The organism is Staphylococcus sp. GDY8P198P (genome assembly GCF_017891615.1).
Lineage (GTDB): Bacteria > Bacillota > Bacilli > Staphylococcales > Staphylococcaceae > Staphylococcus > Staphylococcus cohnii.
This window is the reverse complement of sequence record NZ_JAESJQ010000007.1, coordinates 242,091-262,802: the sequence shown is the minus strand read 5'-3', so window position 1 is coordinate 262,802 and position 20,712 is coordinate 242,091. Positions and strand designations below refer to the sequence as shown.

Annotated in this window: 20 protein-coding genes and 1 riboswitch; of the genes, 14 read left to right on the top strand and 6 right to left on the bottom strand. The window is 33.1% G+C overall.

Features of this window, described 5'->3' with window-relative positions:
- Nucleotides 1-128: 128 nt before the first annotated feature.
- Entirely contained in the window at nt 129-446 is a 318-nt protein-coding gene (locus tag KA824_RS08400) for an immunoglobulin-like domain-containing protein (protein ID WP_107385241.1), read from the bottom strand.
- A 531-nt stretch (nt 447-977) separates the two neighbouring features.
- A complete protein-coding gene (gene folD / locus KA824_RS08395) occupies nt 978-1,835 on the bottom strand; it encodes a bifunctional methylenetetrahydrofolate dehydrogenase/methenyltetrahydrofolate cyclohydrolase FolD (protein WP_019468145.1) in 858 nt (285 codons plus the stop codon).
- Nucleotides 1,836-2,039: 204 nt separating this feature from the next.
- Between folD and purE the strand changes: the two genes are divergently transcribed.
- The 11 genes from purE to purD are packed head-to-tail and all read left to right on the top strand — an operon-like array spanning nt 2,040 to nt 13,275.
- Complete coding sequence (gene purE, locus KA824_RS08390; RefSeq protein ID WP_107384865.1) at nt 2,040-2,522, top strand: 5-(carboxyamino)imidazole ribonucleotide mutase; 483 nt, start codon at nt 2,040-2,042, stop codon at nt 2,520-2,522.
- Nucleotides 2,509-3,642, top strand: coding sequence for a 5-(carboxyamino)imidazole ribonucleotide synthase (purK, locus tag KA824_RS08385; protein WP_107384864.1), 1,134 nt, complete (start codon nt 2,509-2,511; stop codon nt 3,640-3,642). The genes purE and purK overlap by 14 nt, the downstream gene beginning before the upstream one ends.
- A complete protein-coding gene (gene purC, locus KA824_RS08380; RefSeq protein ID WP_107384863.1) occupies nt 3,642-4,343 on the top strand; it encodes a phosphoribosylaminoimidazolesuccinocarboxamide synthase in 702 nt (233 codons plus the stop codon). The genes purK and purC overlap by 1 nt, the downstream gene beginning before the upstream one ends.
- Nucleotide 4,344: 1 nt before the next feature.
- Nucleotides 4,345-4,605 (top strand): phosphoribosylformylglycinamidine synthase subunit PurS, encoded by a 261-nt coding sequence (purS, locus tag KA824_RS08375; RefSeq protein ID WP_019468141.1) that lies wholly within the window; start codon nt 4,345-4,347, stop codon nt 4,603-4,605.
- Complete coding sequence (gene purQ, locus KA824_RS08370) at nt 4,605-5,276, top strand: phosphoribosylformylglycinamidine synthase I (protein WP_107384862.1); 672 nt, start codon at nt 4,605-4,607, stop codon at nt 5,274-5,276. Before purS ends, purQ begins: the two co-directional genes overlap by 1 nt.
- Nucleotides 5,269-7,458, top strand: coding sequence for a phosphoribosylformylglycinamidine synthase subunit PurL (purL, locus tag KA824_RS08365; RefSeq protein ID WP_107384861.1), 2,190 nt, complete (start codon nt 5,269-5,271; stop codon nt 7,456-7,458). Before purQ ends, purL begins: the two co-directional genes overlap by 8 nt.
- A complete protein-coding gene (gene purF / locus KA824_RS08360; protein ID WP_181187532.1) occupies nt 7,437-8,924 on the top strand; it encodes an amidophosphoribosyltransferase in 1,488 nt (495 codons plus the stop codon). The genes purL and purF overlap by 22 nt, the downstream gene beginning before the upstream one ends.
- Nucleotides 8,917-9,945: a phosphoribosylformylglycinamidine cyclo-ligase gene (gene purM / locus KA824_RS08355; protein WP_107384859.1), complete on the top strand. Its 1,029-nt coding sequence runs from the start codon at nt 8,917-8,919 to the stop codon at nt 9,943-9,945. The genes purF and purM overlap by 8 nt, the downstream gene beginning before the upstream one ends.
- A gap of 2 nt (nt 9,946-9,947) precedes the next feature.
- On the top strand, nt 9,948-10,514 hold the full coding sequence (purN, locus tag KA824_RS08350) for a phosphoribosylglycinamide formyltransferase (protein ID WP_107384858.1): 567 nt from the start codon (nt 9,948-9,950) through the stop codon (nt 10,512-10,514).
- 15 nt (nt 10,515-10,529) lie between these two features.
- On the top strand, nt 10,530-12,008 hold the full coding sequence (gene purH, locus KA824_RS08345; RefSeq protein WP_107384857.1) for a bifunctional phosphoribosylaminoimidazolecarboxamide formyltransferase/IMP cyclohydrolase: 1,479 nt from the start codon (nt 10,530-10,532) through the stop codon (nt 12,006-12,008).
- Between the two features lie 22 nt (nt 12,009-12,030).
- Nucleotides 12,031-13,275, top strand: coding sequence for a phosphoribosylamine--glycine ligase (gene purD / locus KA824_RS08340; protein WP_107384856.1), 1,245 nt, complete (start codon nt 12,031-12,033; stop codon nt 13,273-13,275).
- A 207-nt stretch (nt 13,276-13,482) separates the two neighbouring features.
- Here purD and KA824_RS08335 read toward each other — a convergent pair whose 3' ends face one another.
- From KA824_RS08335 to graF, 4 genes are all read right to left on the bottom strand, one after another.
- Nucleotides 13,483-14,289, bottom strand: a complete 807-nt coding sequence (locus KA824_RS08335) for an energy-coupling factor transporter transmembrane component T family protein (protein ID WP_181187531.1) — start codon at nt 14,287-14,289, stop codon at nt 13,483-13,485.
- Complete coding sequence (locus KA824_RS08330) at nt 14,282-15,703, bottom strand: ABC transporter ATP-binding protein (protein WP_107384854.1); 1,422 nt, start codon at nt 15,701-15,703, stop codon at nt 14,282-14,284. Before KA824_RS08330 ends, KA824_RS08335 begins: the two co-directional genes overlap by 8 nt.
- 12 nt (nt 15,704-15,715) lie before the next feature.
- Complete coding sequence (locus tag KA824_RS08325) at nt 15,716-16,291, bottom strand: ECF transporter S component (RefSeq protein WP_019468131.1); 576 nt, start codon at nt 16,289-16,291, stop codon at nt 15,716-15,718.
- A gap of 74 nt (nt 16,292-16,365) precedes the next feature.
- Nucleotides 16,366-16,467: riboswitch (TPP riboswitch) on the bottom strand.
- Nucleotides 16,468-16,962: 495 nt separating this feature from the next.
- Nucleotides 16,963-17,097 (bottom strand): glycopeptide resistance-associated protein GraF, encoded by a 135-nt coding sequence (graF, locus tag KA824_RS08320; protein ID WP_019467642.1) that lies wholly within the window; start codon nt 17,095-17,097, stop codon nt 16,963-16,965.
- 239 nt (nt 17,098-17,336) lie between these two features.
- On the opposite strand from graF, the gene auxA reads away from it, so the two are divergent.
- The 3 genes from auxA to KA824_RS08305 all read left to right on the top strand — a co-directional run bounded on the left by auxA (nt 17,337) and on the right by KA824_RS08305 (nt 20,635).
- Nucleotides 17,337-18,638: a lipoteichoic acid stability factor AuxA gene (auxA, locus tag KA824_RS08315; protein WP_210133255.1), complete on the top strand. Its 1,302-nt coding sequence runs from the start codon at nt 17,337-17,339 to the stop codon at nt 18,636-18,638.
- 223 nt (nt 18,639-18,861) lie between these two features.
- Nucleotides 18,862-20,031, top strand: coding sequence for a class I SAM-dependent rRNA methyltransferase (locus tag KA824_RS08310; RefSeq protein ID WP_107384423.1), 1,170 nt, complete (start codon nt 18,862-18,864; stop codon nt 20,029-20,031).
- Between the two features lie 58 nt (nt 20,032-20,089).
- Complete coding sequence (locus KA824_RS08305; protein ID WP_107384422.1) at nt 20,090-20,635, top strand: DUF697 domain-containing protein; 546 nt, start codon at nt 20,090-20,092, stop codon at nt 20,633-20,635.
- The last annotated feature ends 77 nt before the right edge of the window (nt 20,636-20,712 follow it).

The window sequence follows — 20,712 nt, the reverse complement described above, 5'->3', positions numbered from 1 at the left end:
GCTTTCAAAGATTTGTTAAAATTATGTGTACATTTTGTGAAAAGTGTCATATTTTAGACGATAGGATAAATTCACACCAAATATTAATGATTTGATGTAAATTTCATAGTGACATATGTATTCATAAATTATTTTACTTCGATATATCTTACTGATTTATTCATTGCACCTTCTGAATCTTCTACAGTATATTCAACTTTATATTTTCCTTCTTTTTCTGTATTAATATTTCCATTTACTGAAATTTTGTGCGTCAAGTCACCATCTTCTTTGTCATAGGCACGTACACCATTTAATAAATTATAGTTATTTCCTTTATCAATGATTACATCGTTTGTTCCTTTTAATTCAGGTATAGAATTTTCTGTAGCTTCTGCACTTAAATTAGGTGAAACAAGTGTTGCAGATACACCGAGTGCTGATAATGACTGCATTAATTTATTCATAACGTAAACCTCCGTATGAGCGTCATTTATTTTTTATCTTAAATACACTATATGTTATTTTGAATGAAATTACATCGTACTATAGTCTTAATATAACGCAATAGTGTAAATTGAGTGATAATTTTTTGAAAAAATTCAGTTAATTGTAATATTTTTTGATTAACATAATAGCAATTAAACAAAATTGAGTGATATTCGAAGAAAACGTCATTAATGTTTGTTTTAAAATGGATGGATTATTTTAGAACATAATTTAAAAGCAGATATGTGGTGGGGCAGAAATCTCATTGAAATAATAGGCATCTTTTACAATTAAACTAAGTGATTTGAAAGGATTAATTAAGGTTAAAACAATCTTTAAATGATACAAGGCATATTGGTCAATGAGTAAAAGCGTTGCAGCATTACATAAAAAATAAACGTCAACTTCTATTGTAACAATCTAGAAATTGACGTTTATTTATTAGTAGTTAAAGATAAGGTATCTCAACTTTGTTCAGTTTTTGAAATATGTTTCTTAAAACAATAGTGTTATTCGATGCCTCTACGCATTTTTTCTGCCATAAGTGTATTGTTTAATACCATTGTAATTGTCATTGGGCCTACACCACCAGGCACAGGTGTAATAGCTCCAGCAATTTCTTTAACTTCATCATAGGCAATATCACCTTTTAATTTGCCGTTTTCGTCAGGTGTATTACCTACATCAATTACAACTGCGCCTTCTTTAACATCATCTTTAGTAACAAGACCAGGACGTCCGACAGCACTAACGATAATGTCAGCATTTTTTAAATGTTGATGCATATCTTTAGTTCTTGAATGCAAAATCGTAACTGAAGCGTTTTTTTGTAATAATAGTTTTGAAACTGGTTGACCTACAATATGACTTCTACCTATAACAACAGCATCTTTACCTTCTAAATCAATGTCAGCATGATTTAGTAACTCCATGATACCAAGTGGTGTACAAGGTACAAATGTTTGTTGGTCAATATATAATTTACCTATATTTTCAGGATGAAATCCATCAACATCTTTAGCAGGATTAATCGATTCTAATACTTTTTGTTCACTTACTTGATCTGGTAGCGGAACTTGAACTAATATACCACTCACACTATCATCTTCATTTAAGCGTTGAAGTTCGCTTAATACTTTATCTTCACTAGCACTTTCATCTAAATGTACGATTTCAGAAATCATACCGATTTTTTCTGCAGCTTTCTTTTTTGAATTCACATAACTTTTACTTGCACCATCGTTACCTACTAATATTACTGATAATTTTGGTGTGTAACCCTTAGTTTGTAAAGCCTCGACTTGATCTTTTAGACCTTGTCTATAATCCTTTGCGATTTGTTTACCGTCTAAAATTTTTGCGACCATGAAAAAATCCTCCTCCAATGTATGAACTTTACTTAACTTTAACATAATTACCATCATGTTTTTCAACCAAAAGACGAAAATTTAATGATTTTTTTGTGTTAAAGTTCGATTTTTGATTGAAAAAGCGATTTTTAGTTGTTATGCTATATCTGTAATATACATCTAATAGTCATAACATTTCAAATTTCTGAAAGGGTGTTCATTTTGAAAGTGGTAGTCATAATGGGTAGTTCTTCCGATTGGGAGACTATGAAAGAAAGTTGTCAAATGTTAGAGCAACTAGATATACCGTATGAAAAGAAAGTTGTTTCTGCACATCGTACGCCTCAATTAATGTATGAATTTGCTAAAGGAGCCAGAGATGATGGCTATGATGTCATTATTGCTGGTGCTGGTGGTGCAGCACACTTACCAGGTATGGTTGCCTCGATGACGACGTTACCAGTAATTGGTGTACCTATAGAATCTAAAAGCTTAAAAGGGTTAGACTCTCTCCTATCTATTGTCCAAATGCCAGGTGGTATTCCTGTGGCTACAACAGCTATAGGGAAATCTGGGGCAAAAAATGCGGGAATACTTGCTGCCAGAATGCTCAGCATTGGTAATAAAGTAGTCCAAAAGAATTTGGAAAATTATGAAAAATCATTGGTTGAGAAAGTGAGTGAGATGCAACATGAACTTCAATAAACTATCATTTGGATCAACGATTGGAATTATTGGTGGTGGGCAATTAGGTAAAATGATGGCACAATCTGCTCAGAAAATGGGTTTTAAAGTTATTGTGTTAGATCCCGATGAAAATTGTCCATGCCAACATGTAGCACATCAGTTTATAAATGCAAACTATGATGACGAACAATCGCTTGTTCAACTAGGTGAATTATCCGACGTTATCACATATGAATTTGAAAATATTTCTGCGAATCAATTACAAACATTAGTTTCCCAATATAATATTCCTCAAGGTTATCAAGCTATACAACTATTACAAGATAGATTGATTGAAAAACAAACATTGCAAAATGCCGGAACTCAAGTAGCACCATTTATGAAGTTATCCGATGCAGACAGTTTATCTCAAGCTGTAGAAAATATTGGTTTTCCGTTTATGGTAAAAACAAGATTTGGTGGATACGACGGAAAAGGGCAAGCGCTTATTACAAATGAAGCAGATTTGGATAATGCTAAAACATTAATTAATAAACAAGAATGTGTTGCTGAAAAATTTTTAGAACTACAAAAAGAAGTTTCTTTAACAGTAACCATCGGTAACGATAATCAAATCACGTATTTTCCATTACAAGAGAATGAACATCAAAACCAAATATTATTTAAGACAGTTGTACCTGCTCGTGTACAACCACAAATTGAACAAATGGCACGAAAAGAAGTTGAGAAAATTATCAAACATATTCATTTTGTGGGTACGTTCACGGTGGAGTTTTTCATCGATACAAGCAATCAATTGTTTGTGAACGAAATTGCACCTAGACCTCATAATTCTGGACATTATTCAATAGAAGCATGCGATTATTCGCAATTTGATACACATATATTAGCAGTTACTGGTCACCGGTTACCAGAAAAAATTGAATTATTAAAACCTAGTGTAATGATGAATTTATTAGGAAGAGATTTAGATTTATTGGAACATAAATTCGATGTTCATCCTGAATGGCATGTACATATTTATGGCAAAATAAGCCGCAAGCCTGACCGAAAAATGGGTCACCTTACTATGCTGACAAATCATGTAGAACAAACAGAACAAACTTTACTAAATCATTTTGAAGGGAGACATAGCTAATGTCTTTGTTATATGAAGGAAAAGCAAAAAGAATTTTTTCTACGGCGCAATCGGATGTGCTTCGAATTGAATATAAGGATGAAGTCACAGCCGGCAATGGAGCGAAAAAAGATTTTATAGAAGGTAAAGGTCGTTTAAATAATCAAATTACTTCTAGAATTTTTAGTTTTATTCAAGAACGTGATATTGATAGTCACTTTATCGAGCAACTATCAGAAACTGAACAACTCGTGAAATCTGTGGAAATTATACCATTAGAAGTCGTAGTGAGAAACATCGCTGCGGGTTCTATAACAAAGAGATTAGGCTTTGATAAAGGACATACGTTTGAAAATCCTTTAGTTGAATTCTTCTATAAAAACGATGATTTAAATGATCCTTTAATTACTGAAGATCACATACAGTTATTACATTTAGCTAGTAAAGAAGAAATTGAAAAGTTAAAAGAGGCAGCAAAAACAATTAATGCAGTGTTAATTGAATTAATGGATGGTATGGATTTACGACTTGTAGATTTCAAAATAGAATTTGGGCGCAGCAAGGATGGTCAAATTCTATTAGCAGATGAAATTTCACCCGATACATGTCGTATTTGGGATAAATATAGTGATACAAATTTTGATAAAGATGTTTATCGTGAAGAAACGGGTTCAATCATAGAAACTTATCAAACTTTTCTTAATAAATTGGAGGAACTATAAAATGAAAACAATTGAATTGCATATCACATTACAACCACAAGTATTAGATACACAAGGACAAGCTTTAAATCGCGCAGTACATGATCTAGGATACACACAAGTTAATGATATACGTGTTGGTAAATTATTGTACATGACAGTTGATGAAGCTACTGATGCTGCAGTTCACAATGTCGTTACTACTTTAAGCGAAAAACTTTTTGCAAATACAGTTATTGAAGAATATAGCTATAAAGTATTGGAAGAAGGGGAGAAAGCATAATGAAATTTGCAGTGCTAAAATTCCCAGGATCTAATTGTGATAGGGACATGTATAATGCAGCATTGAAATCCGGTGTAGAAGCAGAATATGTGGACTATAGAAATACATCATTAGAAGGTTTTGATGGTGTGTTAATACCCGGTGGGTTCTCATTTGGTGACTACTTACGTTCAGGTGCGATGGCAAGTGTTGCACCTATCACTGAAGAAGTTAAACGTTTCGCGAATGAAGGGAAACCAGTATTAGGTGTTTGTAACGGATTTCAAATTCTTACTGAGATAGGTTTGCTTCCAGGCGCTTTATTGCATAATGATTCACATTTATTTGTAAGCCGAAATGAGCTATTAAAAGTTGTAAATAACCAAACGCCCTATACCAAATTATATGAAGAAAATGAAACAGTAATATATCCTGTAGCGCATGGTGAAGGTCATTACTATTGTACATCAGAAATGTATGACAGATTAACAGAAAACAATCAAATCATTTTAAAGTATAAGGATAATCCCAATGGTTCGTACAATGATATTGCAGGTATTGTCAATGAAAATGGAAATGTTTGTGGCATGATGCCGCACCCCGAACGCGCAATGGACTCTTTATTAGGAACTGATAGTGGCGTTAAATTATTTGAAGCAATGGTAAATAGTTGGAGGGAACAAAATGTCTAAGTTTATTGAACCAAGTGTGGAAGAAATCAAATTAGAAAAACTATATAAAGATATGGGATTATCAGAGTCAGAATACGATAAAGTATGTGAAATTCTAGGTCGTGAACCCAATTTTACTGAAATTGGCATTTTCTCTGTAATGTGGAGTGAACATTGTTCTTATAAGCATTCAAAACCATTTTTAACTCAGTTTCCAACTTCAGGCGAACATGTATTGATGGGGCCTGGTGAAGGTGCGGGTGTGGTAGATATTGGTGACAATCAAGCAGTGGTATTTAAAGTTGAATCACATAATCATCCTTCAGCTGTTGAACCTTATCAAGGTGCGGCAACAGGTGTCGGAGGCATTATACGAGATATTGTTTCCATTGGTGCTAGACCGATAAATTTATTGAATAGTTTACGCTTTGGTGAATTGACAGAAAAACAAAATCGTCGTTTATTACGTGGTGTAGTAGCCGGTATTGGTGGCTATGGTAATTGTATTGGAATTCCAACTACAGCGGGTGAGATAGAGTTTGATGATAGATATGATGGCAATCCACTGGTGAATGCAATGTGTGTGGGTATTATTGATCACGATAAAATTCAAAAAGGTACTGCTAAAGGTTCGGGTAATTCGGTTATATATGTAGGGTTGAAAACAGGTCGTGATGGTATTCATGGCGCTACTTTTGCTTCAGAAGAACTAAGCGAAGATAGTGAAAGTAAACGTCCATCAGTACAAATTGGTGACCCATTTGTAGGTAAAAAACTTATGGAAGCGACGTTAGAAGCAATTACGTTTGATGAACTTGTTGGCATCCAAGATATGGGAGCTGCTGGTCTAACATCATCCTCGTCAGAAATGGCTGCTAAAGGTGGCAGTGGCTTACATCTACAATTAGAAAAAGTACCAACAAGAGAAAAAGGTATTTCTCCTTATGAAATGATGCTCTCTGAAACCCAAGAACGTATGCTATTAGTAGTAGAAAAAGGATCTGAAGCTAAATTTTTGAATTTATTTGATAAACACGAATTGGATAGTGCAGTTATCGGTGAAGTTACAGATACAAATCGTTTTGTCCTTACATATGAAGATGAAATTTTCGCTGATATACCAGTACAGCCATTATCTGATGAAGCGCCTGTATATATACTTGAAGGTGAAACACCGCTATATAATGAACCACAAAATGACTATAGTGATATTGATGTTGAAGATATATTTAATCGTTTACTTGTTCATCCAACAATTGCTTCCAAACGCTATTTATATGAACAGTATGATCAACAAGTTGGTGCGAATACTATTGTCAAACCAGGATTACAATCTTCCGTTGTTCGTGTCGAAGGTTCAAATAAAGCAATTGCTTCTACGATAGATGGTGAAGCACGATTTGTCTTTAATAATCCATATGAAGGTGGAAAGATGGTAGTAGCAGAAGCATACCGTAATTTGATCTCTGTTGGTGCTACGCCTTTAGCGATGACTGATTGTTTGAACTATGGATCACCAGAGAAAAAAGAAATTTATCAACAATTAGCAGATTCTACGAAAGGTATGGCAGAAGCTTGTGAAATATTAAAGACGCCAGTAGTTTCGGGTAATGTTTCTCTGTATAACGAAACAAAAGAGACTTCAATATTCCCTACACCCGTTGTAGGCATGGTTGGTTTGATTGAAGAAATTGATTATTTCAATGATTTCACGCCCAAAGCAGGTGATACGCTTTATATTGTAGGCGATACACATAGCGATTTTGGTGGGAGCCAAATTGAAAAATTACTTTACGGTAAAGTGAATCACGAGGTTGAAACCATTGATTTATCAAATGAAGTCAAAAGAGGGGAGTCAATTAAAAAAGCAATCCGTAGTGGCATTGCTTCTCACGTCCAAACAGTTGGTAAAGGTGGACTGTTAATGACATTAGCTCGTATTAGTGCACATTATCAAATGGGCTTAGATGTAACTTTAAATCTTAAGCATGAGCAATTATTCAGCGAAACACAAGGGCGTTATATTGTGGCTGTAAAAGGCGATCAACCTTTAGAAATAGCAGATGCCATTCAAGTTGGTACATTAACAGAAAATGAAAAATTTGTAGTTTCAAATGGCGACACTATAATTTCACGTGATGTGAAACAATTGAATGAACAGTGGGAAGGAGCAATTCCTAAATGTATGACTACAACGGATTAAATGAAGAGTGTGGCGTTTTTGGTATTTGGAATCATCACGAGGCAGCACAATTGACGTATATGGGGTTACACAGTTTACAACATAGAGGTCAAGAAGGCGCAGGTATGGTGTGTTCTGACGGCCAAAAACTTACTGGAGAAAGAGGACTTGGTCTTTTGACTGAAGCTATTACAGATACTCAGTTGGAAGCATTTAAATCTTATCAACATGCGATTGGTCATGTACGATATGCTACGTCAGGCAATAAAGGTATAGAAAATATACAACCATTTTTGTACCATTTTTATGATATGAGCGTTGCAGTTTGTCATAACGGAAATCTTATTAATGCACAAAGTTTAAGAAAGTCTTTAGAGCATCAAGGTTCTATTTTTCATTCTTCTTCAGATACAGAAGTAATTATGCATTTAATTCGTAAAAGTAAAGCACCAACCTTTGAGGAAGCATTACAGGAAAGTTTACGTAAAATAAAAGGTGGTTTTACATTTGCACTATTAACAAAGGATGCGTTATATGGTGCTGTTGATCCAAATGCAATTAGACCATTAGTTGTAGGAAAAATGAAAACAGGTGCCTATATCATTGCAAGTGAAACTTGTGCCGTAGATGTTTTAGGTGCAAAGTTCGTTAGAGACATTCATGCAGGTGAATATGTGGTTATCAATGATGAAGGAATTCGAATAGAATCTTATACGAGACACACGAATACAGCAATATCAGCTATGGAGTACATTTATTTTGCTAGACCAGATTCTACTATTGCAGGAAAAAATGTTCATGCTATTCGTAAACAATCTGGTAAACAATTAGCATTAGAAAGTCCTGTTGATAATGCGGATATGGTTATTGGCGTACCTAATTCATCACTTTCAGCAGCATCTGGTTATGCTGAACAAAGTGGTTTGCCATATGAAATGGGCTTGGTCAAAAACCAATATGTAGCACGTACATTTATTCAACCGACACAAGAATTACGAGAGCAAGGTGTAAGGGTCAAATTATCGGCAGTAAAAGATATCGTACAAAGCAAAAATATCGTCTTAGTGGATGATTCTATTGTTAGAGGAACGACAAGCAAACGCATTGTCCAAATGCTAAAAGATGCTGGAGCTAATGAAGTGCATGTACGTATTGCCTCTCCAGAATTTATGTTTCCAAGCTTTTATGGCATAGATGTTTCTACAACTGCTGAACTAATATCAGCGAATAAATCACCTTCAGAAATCAGCGAACATATTGGCTCTGATTCTTTGGCCTATCTAACTGTAGCTGGTTTGATAGATTCAATTGGCCTTGAAGTAGATGCACCATATAAAGGGTTATGTGTAGAAAGTTTTACAGGTGATTATCCTGCTGGTCTTTATGATTATGAAAAAGATTATTTTGAACATTTAAGCGAACGTCAAAAAGAATATTTAGCAAATCATAAACAATACTTTGATAGAGAGGGTAATTTAAATGTCTAAAGCATACCAACAAGCAGGCGTTGATATTAGTGCAGGTTACGAAGCGGTTGAACGTATGTCAAGCCATGTTCAACGAACAATGCGTAAAGAAGTTTTAGGTGGATTAGGAGGATTTGGTGCAACATTTGATTTATCACAGTTAAATATGAAAGCACCATTGCTCGTATCTGGTACAGATGGCGTTGGCACTAAATTAAAGTTAGCGATTGATAACAACAAACACGATACGATAGGTATTGATGCAGTAGCGATGTGTGTCAATGATATTTTAACAACTGGTGCAGAACCATTATATTTCTTAGATTATATTGCTACTAACAAAGTAGTTCCAGAAGTTATTGAACAGATTGTCAAAGGGGTTAGTGACGGTTGTGAAGCTACGAATACAGCACTTATAGGTGGTGAAACAGCTGAAATGGGTGAGATGTATCATGAAGGTGAATATGATTTGGCTGGATTCGCTGTAGGAGCAGTTGAAAAAGAAGCATATATAGATGGCTCTGCCGTAAAATCAGGTGATGTAATTATAGGACTTGAATCAAGTGGTATACATTCCAACGGTTATAGCTTAGTGAGAAATTTAATAAAAAAATCAGGTATTGATCTACAAAATAAATTTGATCAAAATCACACATTTTTGGATATCTTTTTAGAACCTACTCGATTATATGTCAAGCCTGTATTAGCTGTAAAAGAACACGTACATATACATGCGATGACACATATCACTGGCGGCGGATTTATTGAAAATATTCCAAGAGTGCTGCCTGAAGGCGTGGGTGCAACAATTGATGTAACACAATTTCCAACACCAAAAATATTTGAATGGTTACAAAAGCAAGGCAGCATTTCAACCAAAGAAATGTACAATGTATTCAATATGGGCATTGGTTTTACCATAGTTGTTGATGCTAATGATGAAGCTAAAGTATTAAACACACTAAAAGAAGCACAAGTAAATGCATATAGAATTGGTGAAATTGTTAAAAGTGAAGAACCAATTCATTTGACGGGGGTATAAAAGTGACGAAAATTGCTATCTTTGCTTCAGGATCTGGAAGTAACTTTGAAAGTATCATGTCACATATAGAAGCAGGTAATTTACCTCAAATTGAAGTGACTGCATTATATACGGATCAAGTAAATGCTTATTGTATTGAGCGCGCAAGAAAGTATCAATTAGATGTACATATTAATGAGCTTAAAAATTTTGATTCTAAAGCAGACTATGAGCGGAAAATCATTGAATGGTTAACTACAGAAAAAGTTGAATGGATTATTTTAGCTGGTTATATGAAATTAATCGGTGAAAATATATTAAATGCATATCAAAAACGCATCATTAATATTCATCCTTCGTTATTGCCAAAATATCGAGGTAAAGATGCGATTGGTCAAGCATTAAATAGTGGTGACAACATTACAGGTACAACAGTACATTTCGTAGATAGTGGGATGGATACAGGAGAAATTATTGAACAACGTACATGTGAAATAAAACCGGACGATACGAAAGAACGATTAGAAGAAAGAATAAAAGCGATTGAACATGAATTATATCCAGAAGTTATTTCAAAAATTATTCAATAAGAGGTGCCAATAAACATGAAAAAGGCAATTATAAGTGTATCTAATAAAACAGGTATTGTACCTTTTGCACAATCACTCCAACAATTAGGATACGAGTTGTATTCAACTGGTGGTACGATGCGAGCGTTAGTTGAAGCAAATATTGCAGTTAAATCTATATCAGAACTCACACATTTTGATGAAATTATGGATGGGAGAGTCAAGACATTACACCCAGCTGTTCATGGTGGTATTTTAGCTGATCGCAATAAACCAGAACATTTAGCACAATTAAAAGAACAGCAAATTGATTTAATAGACATGGTAGTCGTAAATTTATATCCATTCAAAGAGACTGTTGCAAATCCAGATGTTACAGAAAATGACGCGATTGAAAATATAGATATTGGTGGACCTACAATGTTACGTGCAGCAGCTAAAAACTTCAAACACGTTACTACAATCGTACATCCATCAGACTATAATGAAGTTATTGAAAAACTAAAATCAAATCAATTAGATGAATCTTATAGAAAATCATTGATGATTAAAGTATTTGAACATACGAATCAATATGATCAAGCAATTGTTGATTTCTTTAAGGAAAATAAAGAAAGTTTAAGATATGGTGAAAATCCACAACAACAAGCTTCATTTATAAGAACATCAGATGCTAATCATACGTTAGGTGGCGCGAAACAATTGCATGGTAAGCAATTGAGTTATAACAATATCAAAGATGCAGACGCGGCGCTGTCATTAGTTAAACAATTTGAAACGCCAGCTGCAGTTGCTGTTAAGCACATGAATCCTTGTGGTGTAGGTATTGGTACAAACATTTCTGAAGCATATCAGCGTGCATTTGAAGCAGACAGTCAATCTATTTTCGGAGGCATAGTAGCATTAAATAGAACCGTTGACGCCACTTTGGCAGAAACGCTGCACAGTATATTCTTGGAAGTGATTATTGCACCAAAATTTTCTGAGGAAGCGTTAGCTATTTTAAGTAAGAAGAAAAATATAAGATTATTAGAAATTGATATGACAATCGATAATAATGAGCAAGAAATAGTATCTGTTTCAGGTGGATATTTAATACAAGATAAAGATAATGTATTAATAAAAAGTGATGACTTAACAATTGTTACAGAAAGTGTACCTACAGAAGCTCAATGGAATGCAATGTTACTTGGATGGAAAGTGGTCGCTTCTGTTAAAAGTAATGCAATTATCTTATGCAACGATAAACAAACAGTCGGTATTGGTGCGGGGCAAATGAATCGGGTAGGATCAGCAAAAATTGCAATAGAACGTGCGGTTGAAATTAATGATAACGTCGTAATGGTATCGGATGGTTTCTTCCCAATGGATGACACAGTAGAACTTGCTGCGCAACATGGTATTAAAGCCATCATTCAACCTGGTGGTTCAATTAAAGATCAAGATTCAATAGATATGGCGAATAAATATGGCATTGCAATGGTAACTACTGGCATTAGACACTTTAAACATTAAAATATTGGAGGCAAAATTATTTATGAAAGTACTAGTCATTGGCACAGGCGGAAGAGAACATATTTTAGCACATAAGTTAAAACAGTCTTCACTCGTAAATGAAATTTTTGCAATTCCAGGAAATGATGCAATGTCAGACATTGCAAATGTACATTGTGAAATAGCAGAAACAGACCATAATCAAATTGTTGAATTTGCTGTTGCGCATAATATTTCGTGGGTCATTATTGGACCGGAACAGCCACTTACTGAAGGTTTAGCAGACAAACTAATCGCAAAAAAGATCAAAGTATTTGGTCCTAATCAAGCAGCTGCTCAGATTGAAGGATCGAAATTATTCGCAAAGCAATTAATGCAGAAATACCATATTCCTACTGCAGAATACAAAGAAATATCAAATAAAACAGATGCGTTACGTTATATTAAAACATGCCAATATCCTATCGTGTTAAAGAAAGATGGTTTGGCAGCTGGTAAAGGTGTTATTATAGCCGAGAATTATGATGAAGCTGAAGAAGCAGTTCACTCATTGTATCCACAAGAGCTTGGTACGGTTGTCTTTGAACAATTCTTAGAAGGTGAAGAATTCTCATTGATGACATTTGTAAATGGTGATTACGCTGTGCCGTTTGATTGTATTGCACAAGATCACAAACGTGCATATGACGATGATAAAGGGCCTAATACTGGAGGGATGGGGGCGTATTGCCCCGTACCTCACATAAATAAAGAAGTCCTTCAGCTTACTAATGAAGTAATTGCACAACCTATAGCCAAAGCTATGTATAAAGAAGGTTATGAATTTTTTGGTGTTCTTTATATTGGCGTGATTTTAACAGCAGATGGCCCGAAAGTAATAGAATTTAATGCAAGATTTGGTGACCCTGAAGCACAAGTATTACTGACAAGATTGGAAAGCGATTTAATGCAACATATCATAGACTTAGAAGCTAAAAATAAAATAACCTTTAAGTGGAAAGATGCTTCGATTGTTGGTGTAATGCTTGCTTCTAAAGGGTACCCTGGTAATTACGAAAAAGGCAAAGCAGTTTCAGGGTTTGATTTAAATGGTAATTATTTTGTCAGTGGTTTGAAACGAGATAAAGATAAATTTGTAACCAATGGTGGACGTGTCATCTTAGCATTGGGAGAGGGCAATGATATTGCAAGCGCTAAAGCAAATGCTTATAAAGCTGCAGAAAAGATTCAAAGTGACGCGTTATTTTATCGAAAAGATATTAGCAATAAAGCAATAAAACATCTATAAATATTCATAAAAAATCGTAATTTCTATTAGCAGTGTATAGAAATTACGATTTTTAAGTTTTTAACATAGCATTTTTATTAAAGGATATACAATCACATACAAATTTATGTAAATGATTATATCAAAAAGATAAGACAAAGTGGTTTAGTTTTTGTCTTATCTCTATAAATTGGATAGTAATGAATTTTGGATAAAATAAGGTAATCGTTAATATATATTTTTTATACGAACATCGTTTATACCCGTAATCGGTAAGTGAAGTGCTAGGAAATAAGCAACTATCAAAATGATGCTAAAAACGATGATTAATAGAATGTCTTTATACGAGAAAGGCGCATGATAATAATAGGTGCGCGGACCATCTTTAAAACCTTTTTTCTCCATTGCAACAGCAAGTTGATGTGCTTTTCTAATGTTTTGGCTTAAAAGTGGAATAATAAGATGTTTGATTCTGTTTAATATATTGTAATTTTGTTGAGAGATAATTTGATATCTCATTTTTAAAGACTTCCTAAGTTGAACTAAAGAGCTAATCATTAATGGAACCATTCGTATAGCAGCCATAAACGCATAAGCAACTTTGGGTTTAACTTTTAAATGTTGCATAAGACTATAAAAGACCATTACAATTTCAGATGTGAAAGCAATTAAGATACCGAAAAATGAGACGGTTGTTGTACGTAATGCTAAATGTAGCCCTCTAACCAAACTTTCAGTGCTAATTTGAATAAATCCAAATTTAAACAAAATATGTGTACCTTCACCATAAAAAATCATGAATAAAGCTGAAATTAAGCTGAAAGTAATAGTAAAGAAAATAAAAGCAAATGTAATTTTAAATTTTATACCATTGAATAGTAATAAAAATAGGAACATCAAAAAGCAAATATAAATCATGTAATCAAATTGATGTACAAATATAACAAAGAAAAACAAAATAACAGCTAATGTTAATTTCGTAATGATATTCACGTCATCCATGAAGGAGTAACGCTTTTTCCACATTTCAAACATGATTATCACCTGCTATCTCTAGTATTTGTTTTTTTCTTACATACAATTTACGTGTAGGATAGCGTGCAATAATCTCAGGGTCATGTGTAACCATAATGATAGTTTGACCATCTTTAACGCGTTGCTGGAATAATTTAATTAAATTAAAAGTATTATGGCTATCTAAACCGAACGTTGGCTCATCCAATAAAATATAGTCTGATGAAGAGCTTAGAGCTATGGCGACACTCAGTCTACGTTTTTGACCGATTGACAATTCGTACGGATGTTGTGATTGTACATCTTCTAAATTTAACATTTTAAGCATTTGTACAGTTTTATCATCAGCTTCTGATATGGAAGGGTAATTGGCTTTGTTTTGGATGAAGATTTCTTTGTAAACCGAATTTGCAATAAATTGAAGTTCAGGATTTTGGTATACAAGATACATATTTTTAGCAGCTTCTTTAATTTTAGTGAGTTTTTTGCCATCAAAAAACATTGTGCCATCATATTTAATGAGCTGCATGATCGATTCTAATAAGGAAGTCTTACCTGAACCGTTTGCACCAGTAATTGTAATCCATTCCCCGCTAGTAACATTGAATTTTGGTATATCAATAAGTATTTGTTTTCTTCTTTTTACAGAACCTTGTTCAAAAAGCAATAGATGATTATCGGCGTTTTGTACATTAGATGGTTGTAAATCGATAGGTGAAGGTGCGTTGTCCCACGCTTTTGGATGCCAAACACCATATTCGGATAAAAGGTGTTCATAGTTTTTTAATATGTCAGCGGGTGAGGCATCGCCAATAATGACACCATCATAGTTTAATAATATAACACGATCAATATGTTGCCATATATGTTCTACTTTATGTTCAACTATGATAACAGTTTGGTCTTGCCATAGGGCTTTAATCTTATTCCATAAGTCTTCCGTTGATGGTACATCTAACATCGCTGTTGGTTCATCTAAAAATAAAGTGTCGGCTTGTTGTAATAATGTTTCTGCAATAGCTAATTTTTGTTTCATACCACCACTTAAATTATTGATATATTGGTCTTTATTTACGTTTAAATCTACAGAGTCGAGTGCTGTTTCGATCATGGCATCCATTTTGTGTCGGGGTGTTTGTAAGTTTTCCAGGACAAAAGCGAGTTCTTCATATACTTTTGGCATACAGAACTGACTATCAGGCTCTTGAAAAATAACACCACAATCATGATCAATCTCTAATTTATCGTATTTCATAGGTAAATCAATAAGATTTGGTACGATACCACTTAAAACATTAAGTAGCGTGCTTTTACCTGAACCGGAAGGGCCGAGTATAAGCACTTTTTCTTTATCTTTAATATGAAGTGATAAATTGTCGAATATTTTCTTTTGTCCATTTGGATATTTAAGACGTAGATTTTCAGTGACTATCAACTTTTATGCTCCTTATAAATTGTCATAATCTTTTTGTGTTGCAGGTCTGAATAATTTAGTGACGCCAGTTTGATCTAATATTTTCACAATATAATAGGACAACAATCCAGCCACAACAATACCACTAATCAATCTAAATACGATATAAAGTGTTAAGTTCCAACCCGCAATTTCTCCTAAATAACCATAAGCAAAATCAAGGGGAAGTGTCGCAACAGATGCTAAAAATCCTGCTAACATAGCTACCATTGCCGAACGTGATTTGTATCTAAAAATAGCGAAAATAATTTCACATGCTAATCCTTGAAGTAACGCATAGACCATTGTGGGAATATCAAATCTGCCCATAACAATCGTTTCACCTGCACCTGCTGCAAATTCAGCTAAAATGGCAATACCAGCTTTTGGTATGATCAGGTATGCAACAATTGCGGCCATAAACCACGCACCGTATGTTAATTCTTCTAGATGAAGACCAGAAACCTGCACTGCTTTATATACTAAAGTCCAAATATTATAAACGATTGCAAAAACAACAGCTATAAGTACGGTTACTAAAATTTCTGATAGTTTTAAACCTTTTGACATAAATTCTCCTCCAATAAAAAAACGCACAACCCTCTAGAAGTTGCGCGTTAAATATAGGCATACGGATACCAAAAACATATCACGATACACTTTCCTACGCTAGTTTAATCTAGATCAGGTTCAAAGGGTTTGAGGGTATACCTCATCTCAGTCACAAAACACCCCTAGTGCGAATATTAATTTTTAATTTTAACTATAATGTATGACTTTTAATTAGTTATGTCAAGGTGTATTCACGTTGAAATTAATATTTATAACCTAAATCGTACAACATAACATAAGGTTAAATAGAGCGCATTAGTTTAAAAATTTGGTGATATGGCTGTGTGTGTTTGGTAGTTAAAAATTGTTTCGTTCAACGTTTGTAATAATAAAAGTAAATATTTAAGGTCAATTACATATCACGATAAATGATATGTGGTGTTTAACTTATGATGAAGTTTTTCTGTTGTTCAAATACATCTTTGCTAGGATGTTGTATGTTTTGACGCATAGGTAAGATGTTATGAGTGACTAGTAACTGGGATTATGTGGATCATAGATCATATCTTCAGTCAAACATGCACGGTAAAAAACGACATGATATCAAAAAAAGGACTAATCCAATTTTACACAGATTAGTCCATTTATGTTAAAAAGCAATACTCATTTAGAAATCAAAAGCGTGTATTTTAATCTAGAGTATCTTGAATATTTTTTTTCGTTTCTTCAGTACTCTCTTCAGCAGATTCTTTTTTATCTTTTAATTTATCTTCAGCTTCTTTTGCTTTTTCAGCTGCTTTTTTATTTAATTCTTCTTTACTCATAGTTAAACACTCCTTCAATATTCAAATTACTTATATTTTCAATATACCACTTCATTTGAAAACTAAACCATAAAGATTTAACGGTATGTATTTCTTTGAATTTGAAATATTTGTTTAATTGATTATGTTTGGTGGAAACTTGACTGTACAACTATTTTCTATCATACTATAGACTTATTTATTGATTTATTAAAGACAAGAACTAAATGTTAATATATAATAACTTTGAGGTGAATGGTATGTCTTTTTTAAAGAAACACGCTGAGATATTATATAGTTATATAATAGGCATCGTTTCGCTCTTCACAGGTCTCATCATTTTAATAAATTTATCTATGATCCATGATTTAAAGGACAAAGGTAAAATTGAATTACATATTCATAATGTTTGGGATTTTATAAATGCATTTTTTGCAGAAATCATAAGAGTTATGAGTAATTATATAGGGAATTTCCCAGTTATAAGTGCAGTGTTAATTATTTTATTTGGTATTGCAGTTATCCTACTTGGATTCACTCTATTAAGAACAACAAGATACGATTATGATGTTTCAATCTTCTTCTTAGTTATAGGAATACTGTTCTTCATTATAACACTTATTTTAATGACACAAGTTTATAGTTTTTTTGCCATCATTTTTATCATCCCATTTGTGATTCATATTGGGTATATTGTATATAAAGATGAATTAAATCCAAATCATAGAAAATATCATTATTTATTAATTATTTTCAGTTATGGCTTAAGCTATTTAATTACGCAAATCGTGTTATATGGAAGAATAGATAGTGACGAAATCATTCCAATTGATATTTTGAGTGTAAATTCATTCTTTTTATTGATGTGGCTATTAGGTCAAATGTCGATTTGGAACTTCTTGTTTTTAAGAAGGGCACTACCTTTAACAAAACAAGAATTAGGTGAAGAGGGACCTGAATTATCGAGAACAAGCAAAGGTACAGTTACAAACCAAACGAAAGAACATTTGAAAAGTTTACAAGATAAGACAACTGAGTTTACTCGAAAAACACGTAGAAGTGTTGATATTCAAAAATTAAGAGATAAAAAAGACAAATTTATCGAAAAATGGAAGAATATTATTGATATACAAGAGGATGATATACCAAATTGGATGAAAATACCAAAGTGGGTTAAATCAGCTTATGTAGAAATATTTTGTGGTGTTGTATTATTATTCTTTACAATCATAGAATTTAATAATAGAAACGCATTATTTGTTTCAGGTAATTGGGAAATTTCTCAAACACAATATGTGATTGAATGGATTACTTTATTATTATTGATGCTGATTATCATTGCTTATATATTAACGACATTAACAAACTACTTGAGAGATAAATTCTATTATCTGCAGTTATTTATGGTAAGTATATTATTTTTCAAATTGTTCACAGAATTTGTGAATATCATGGTTCATGGTCTTTTATTGTCTATTTTCATTACGCCTATATTGTTTGTGATGTTAATAGCAGTGATTGTATCATTCATTATTAAATTACGTGAACCTTCAAAAGATTAACAAGTAAATATATTTTTAAAAGAACTGGCCTTAGCTATATGCCAGTTCTTTTTTTGTTCATGATTGTAATGGCGCAAAGCACCTGATGATTTTAATGAAAAACGATACAATGTGTGAATTGAGAAAGCATTCAATTACATATAAATGATGTTACTATGATTATTGAGATGATAGAATAAGAAAGCATAAATTATAAAATTAGTAGAAAGGCTGACATATAATTATGAAAACTGCCACATTAAATAAAGGTAAAGAAACGAAATATCTAAATGGATACCCATTAATCGACGAAGATGATGTATTTGCGCATGACCATTTGAAAGAGGGCGATTTATTCTCATTAATCAATGATGAACAAAGCTATATTGCAACAGCATATGTCGGAAGACAACATAAAGGTCTTGGCTGGGTATTAAGTTATGACGAAAACGAAGTGATTAATACTCAATTCTTTGAGAGACTTTTTGAAATTGCTAAACAAGAAAGAGCATATTTTTATAACATTGAGGGTACCAATGCTTTTAGAATTTTTAATGGTGAAGGTGACGGTGTAGGTGGCCTGACAATTGATAACTATAACGGTCACTTTTTAATACAATGGTATTCTAAAGGTATTTATAAATATCGTTATCAAATTTTAAGTGCCTTAAAAAATACCTTTAAATATAATTCTTTATTTGAAAAAATGCGATTTAAAGATGCTCAGATAGCTGGTGGATTTGTTGATGGTGAGGCACCGGAATTTCCTATTGTAATCGAAGAAAATTTCACGTTTTATAATGTTGATTTAAATGATGGTCCTATGACAGGTATTTTCTTGGACCAAAAAGAAGTGCGTAAGAAATTACGAGACCACTTTGCCGAAGATAGATATTTGTTAAATGTGTTTAGTTATACTGGCGCTTTTTCAGTTATCTCAGCAGAAAAAGCCAAAGTGACGACTAGTGTTGATTTAGCTAATAGATCACGTACCTTAACAGAAGAAAATTTTGGTTTAAATGCAATTGATCCAAAAACACAATATATATTTGTAATGGATACCTTTGATTATTTTAATTACGCACGCCGTCATGATTTACTATATGACACAATTGTGATTGATCCACCTAGTTTTGCTAGAAATAAGAAAAAAACATTTTCAGTATTGAAAGATTACGATAAATTAATTTTAGGTGCTTTGGACGTACTTTCACCAGGTGGAACTTTATTATTGTGTACAAACAATAGTACATTTTCATTAAAAGCATTTAAGAAGATGATTAAAGACACTCTAAATAGTGCAGAAGTTGATTTTGAATTATCAGAAGTTATGGGATTACCAAAAGATTTTAAAACACATCCACATTACAAACCTTCAAAATATTTGAAAGCTATTTTTGTAAATATACAGTAATTTCTTTGAAATAGGGTAATCATTTTACAGTACTAGATTTTATCAAGGAGTGAATATCATGAGTTTTAAGAATAAAATAACTAATAACGTAACACAGAAAGTCGGAAATAAAGTTTTAAATATTGAAGATATAAAAAATAAAAGTACCATACCGACGACGAACATTGAATTGGATGAACGTCGTCAACGTGCCCAAGCTATAGTGAGAAAAAAATCAGTGTTATCTTCGAGTGTGAGTATTGTACCAATACCAGGTCTTGACTTTGGTGTAGATATCAAGCTAATGAGAGATATCATTGAAGATGTTAATAAAATTTATGGCTTAGATCACAAACAAGTTAATTCGATGAGAGAAGATGTAAAAGAACGTATTTTTACAGCAGCTGCAATACAAGGCAGTCAATTTGTCGGTAGAAAAGTATCTAATGCCATATTAAAAGTGGTTATCAGAGACGTTGCAAAACGTATGGCTGCAAAACAGACGAAATGGTTCCCACTTGTAGGTCAAGCCATCTCAGCTTCTATCAGCTATTACTTTATGAAAAAAATCGGCGATGACCATATTGAAAAATGTGAAAAGGTTGCTAAATCTTTAATGGAATAGTGGAGCGTTTTCATAAAAAGAAACAATATTCAATGAATATTGTCATATCATGGGTGCAACGAATTGAATTTATATGT

Coding starts and splice junctions, on each gene's coding strand:
- purF (WP_181187532.1), top strand. CDS start 7,437: ATGTATGACTACAACGGATTAAATGAAGAGTGTGGCGTTTTTGGTATT.
- KA824_RS08310 (WP_107384423.1), top strand. CDS start 18,862: ATGAAAACTGCCACATTAAATAAAGGTAAAGAAACGAAATATCTAAAT.
- KA824_RS08335 (WP_181187531.1), bottom strand. CDS start 14,289: ATGTTTGAAATGTGGAAAAAGCGTTACTCCTTCATGGATGACGTGAAT.
- purD (WP_107384856.1), top strand. CDS start 12,031: ATGAAAGTACTAGTCATTGGCACAGGCGGAAGAGAACATATTTTAGCA.
- auxA (WP_210133255.1), top strand. CDS start 17,337: ATGTCTTTTTTAAAGAAACACGCTGAGATATTATATAGTTATATAATA.
- purS (WP_019468141.1), top strand. CDS start 4,345: ATGAAAACAATTGAATTGCATATCACATTACAACCACAAGTATTAGAT.
- KA824_RS08305 (WP_107384422.1), top strand. CDS start 20,090: ATGAGTTTTAAGAATAAAATAACTAATAACGTAACACAGAAAGTCGGA.
- purQ (WP_107384862.1), top strand. CDS start 4,605: ATGAAATTTGCAGTGCTAAAATTCCCAGGATCTAATTGTGATAGGGAC.
- KA824_RS08400 (WP_107385241.1), bottom strand. CDS start 446: ATGAATAAATTAATGCAGTCATTATCAGCACTCGGTGTATCTGCAACA.
- purK (WP_107384864.1), top strand. CDS start 2,509: ATGAACTTCAATAAACTATCATTTGGATCAACGATTGGAATTATTGGT.
- purH (WP_107384857.1), top strand. CDS start 10,530: ATGAAAAAGGCAATTATAAGTGTATCTAATAAAACAGGTATTGTACCT.
- purC (WP_107384863.1), top strand. CDS start 3,642: ATGTCTTTGTTATATGAAGGAAAAGCAAAAAGAATTTTTTCTACGGCG.
- KA824_RS08325 (WP_019468131.1), bottom strand. CDS start 16,291: ATGTCAAAAGGTTTAAAACTATCAGAAATTTTAGTAACCGTACTTATA.
- purL (WP_107384861.1), top strand. CDS start 5,269: ATGTCTAAGTTTATTGAACCAAGTGTGGAAGAAATCAAATTAGAAAAA.
- folD (WP_019468145.1), bottom strand. CDS start 1,835: ATGGTCGCAAAAATTTTAGACGGTAAACAAATCGCAAAGGATTATAGA.
- graF (WP_019467642.1), bottom strand. CDS start 17,097: ATGAGTAAAGAAGAATTAAATAAAAAAGCAGCTGAAAAAGCAAAAGAA.
- purM (WP_107384859.1), top strand. CDS start 8,917: ATGTCTAAAGCATACCAACAAGCAGGCGTTGATATTAGTGCAGGTTAC.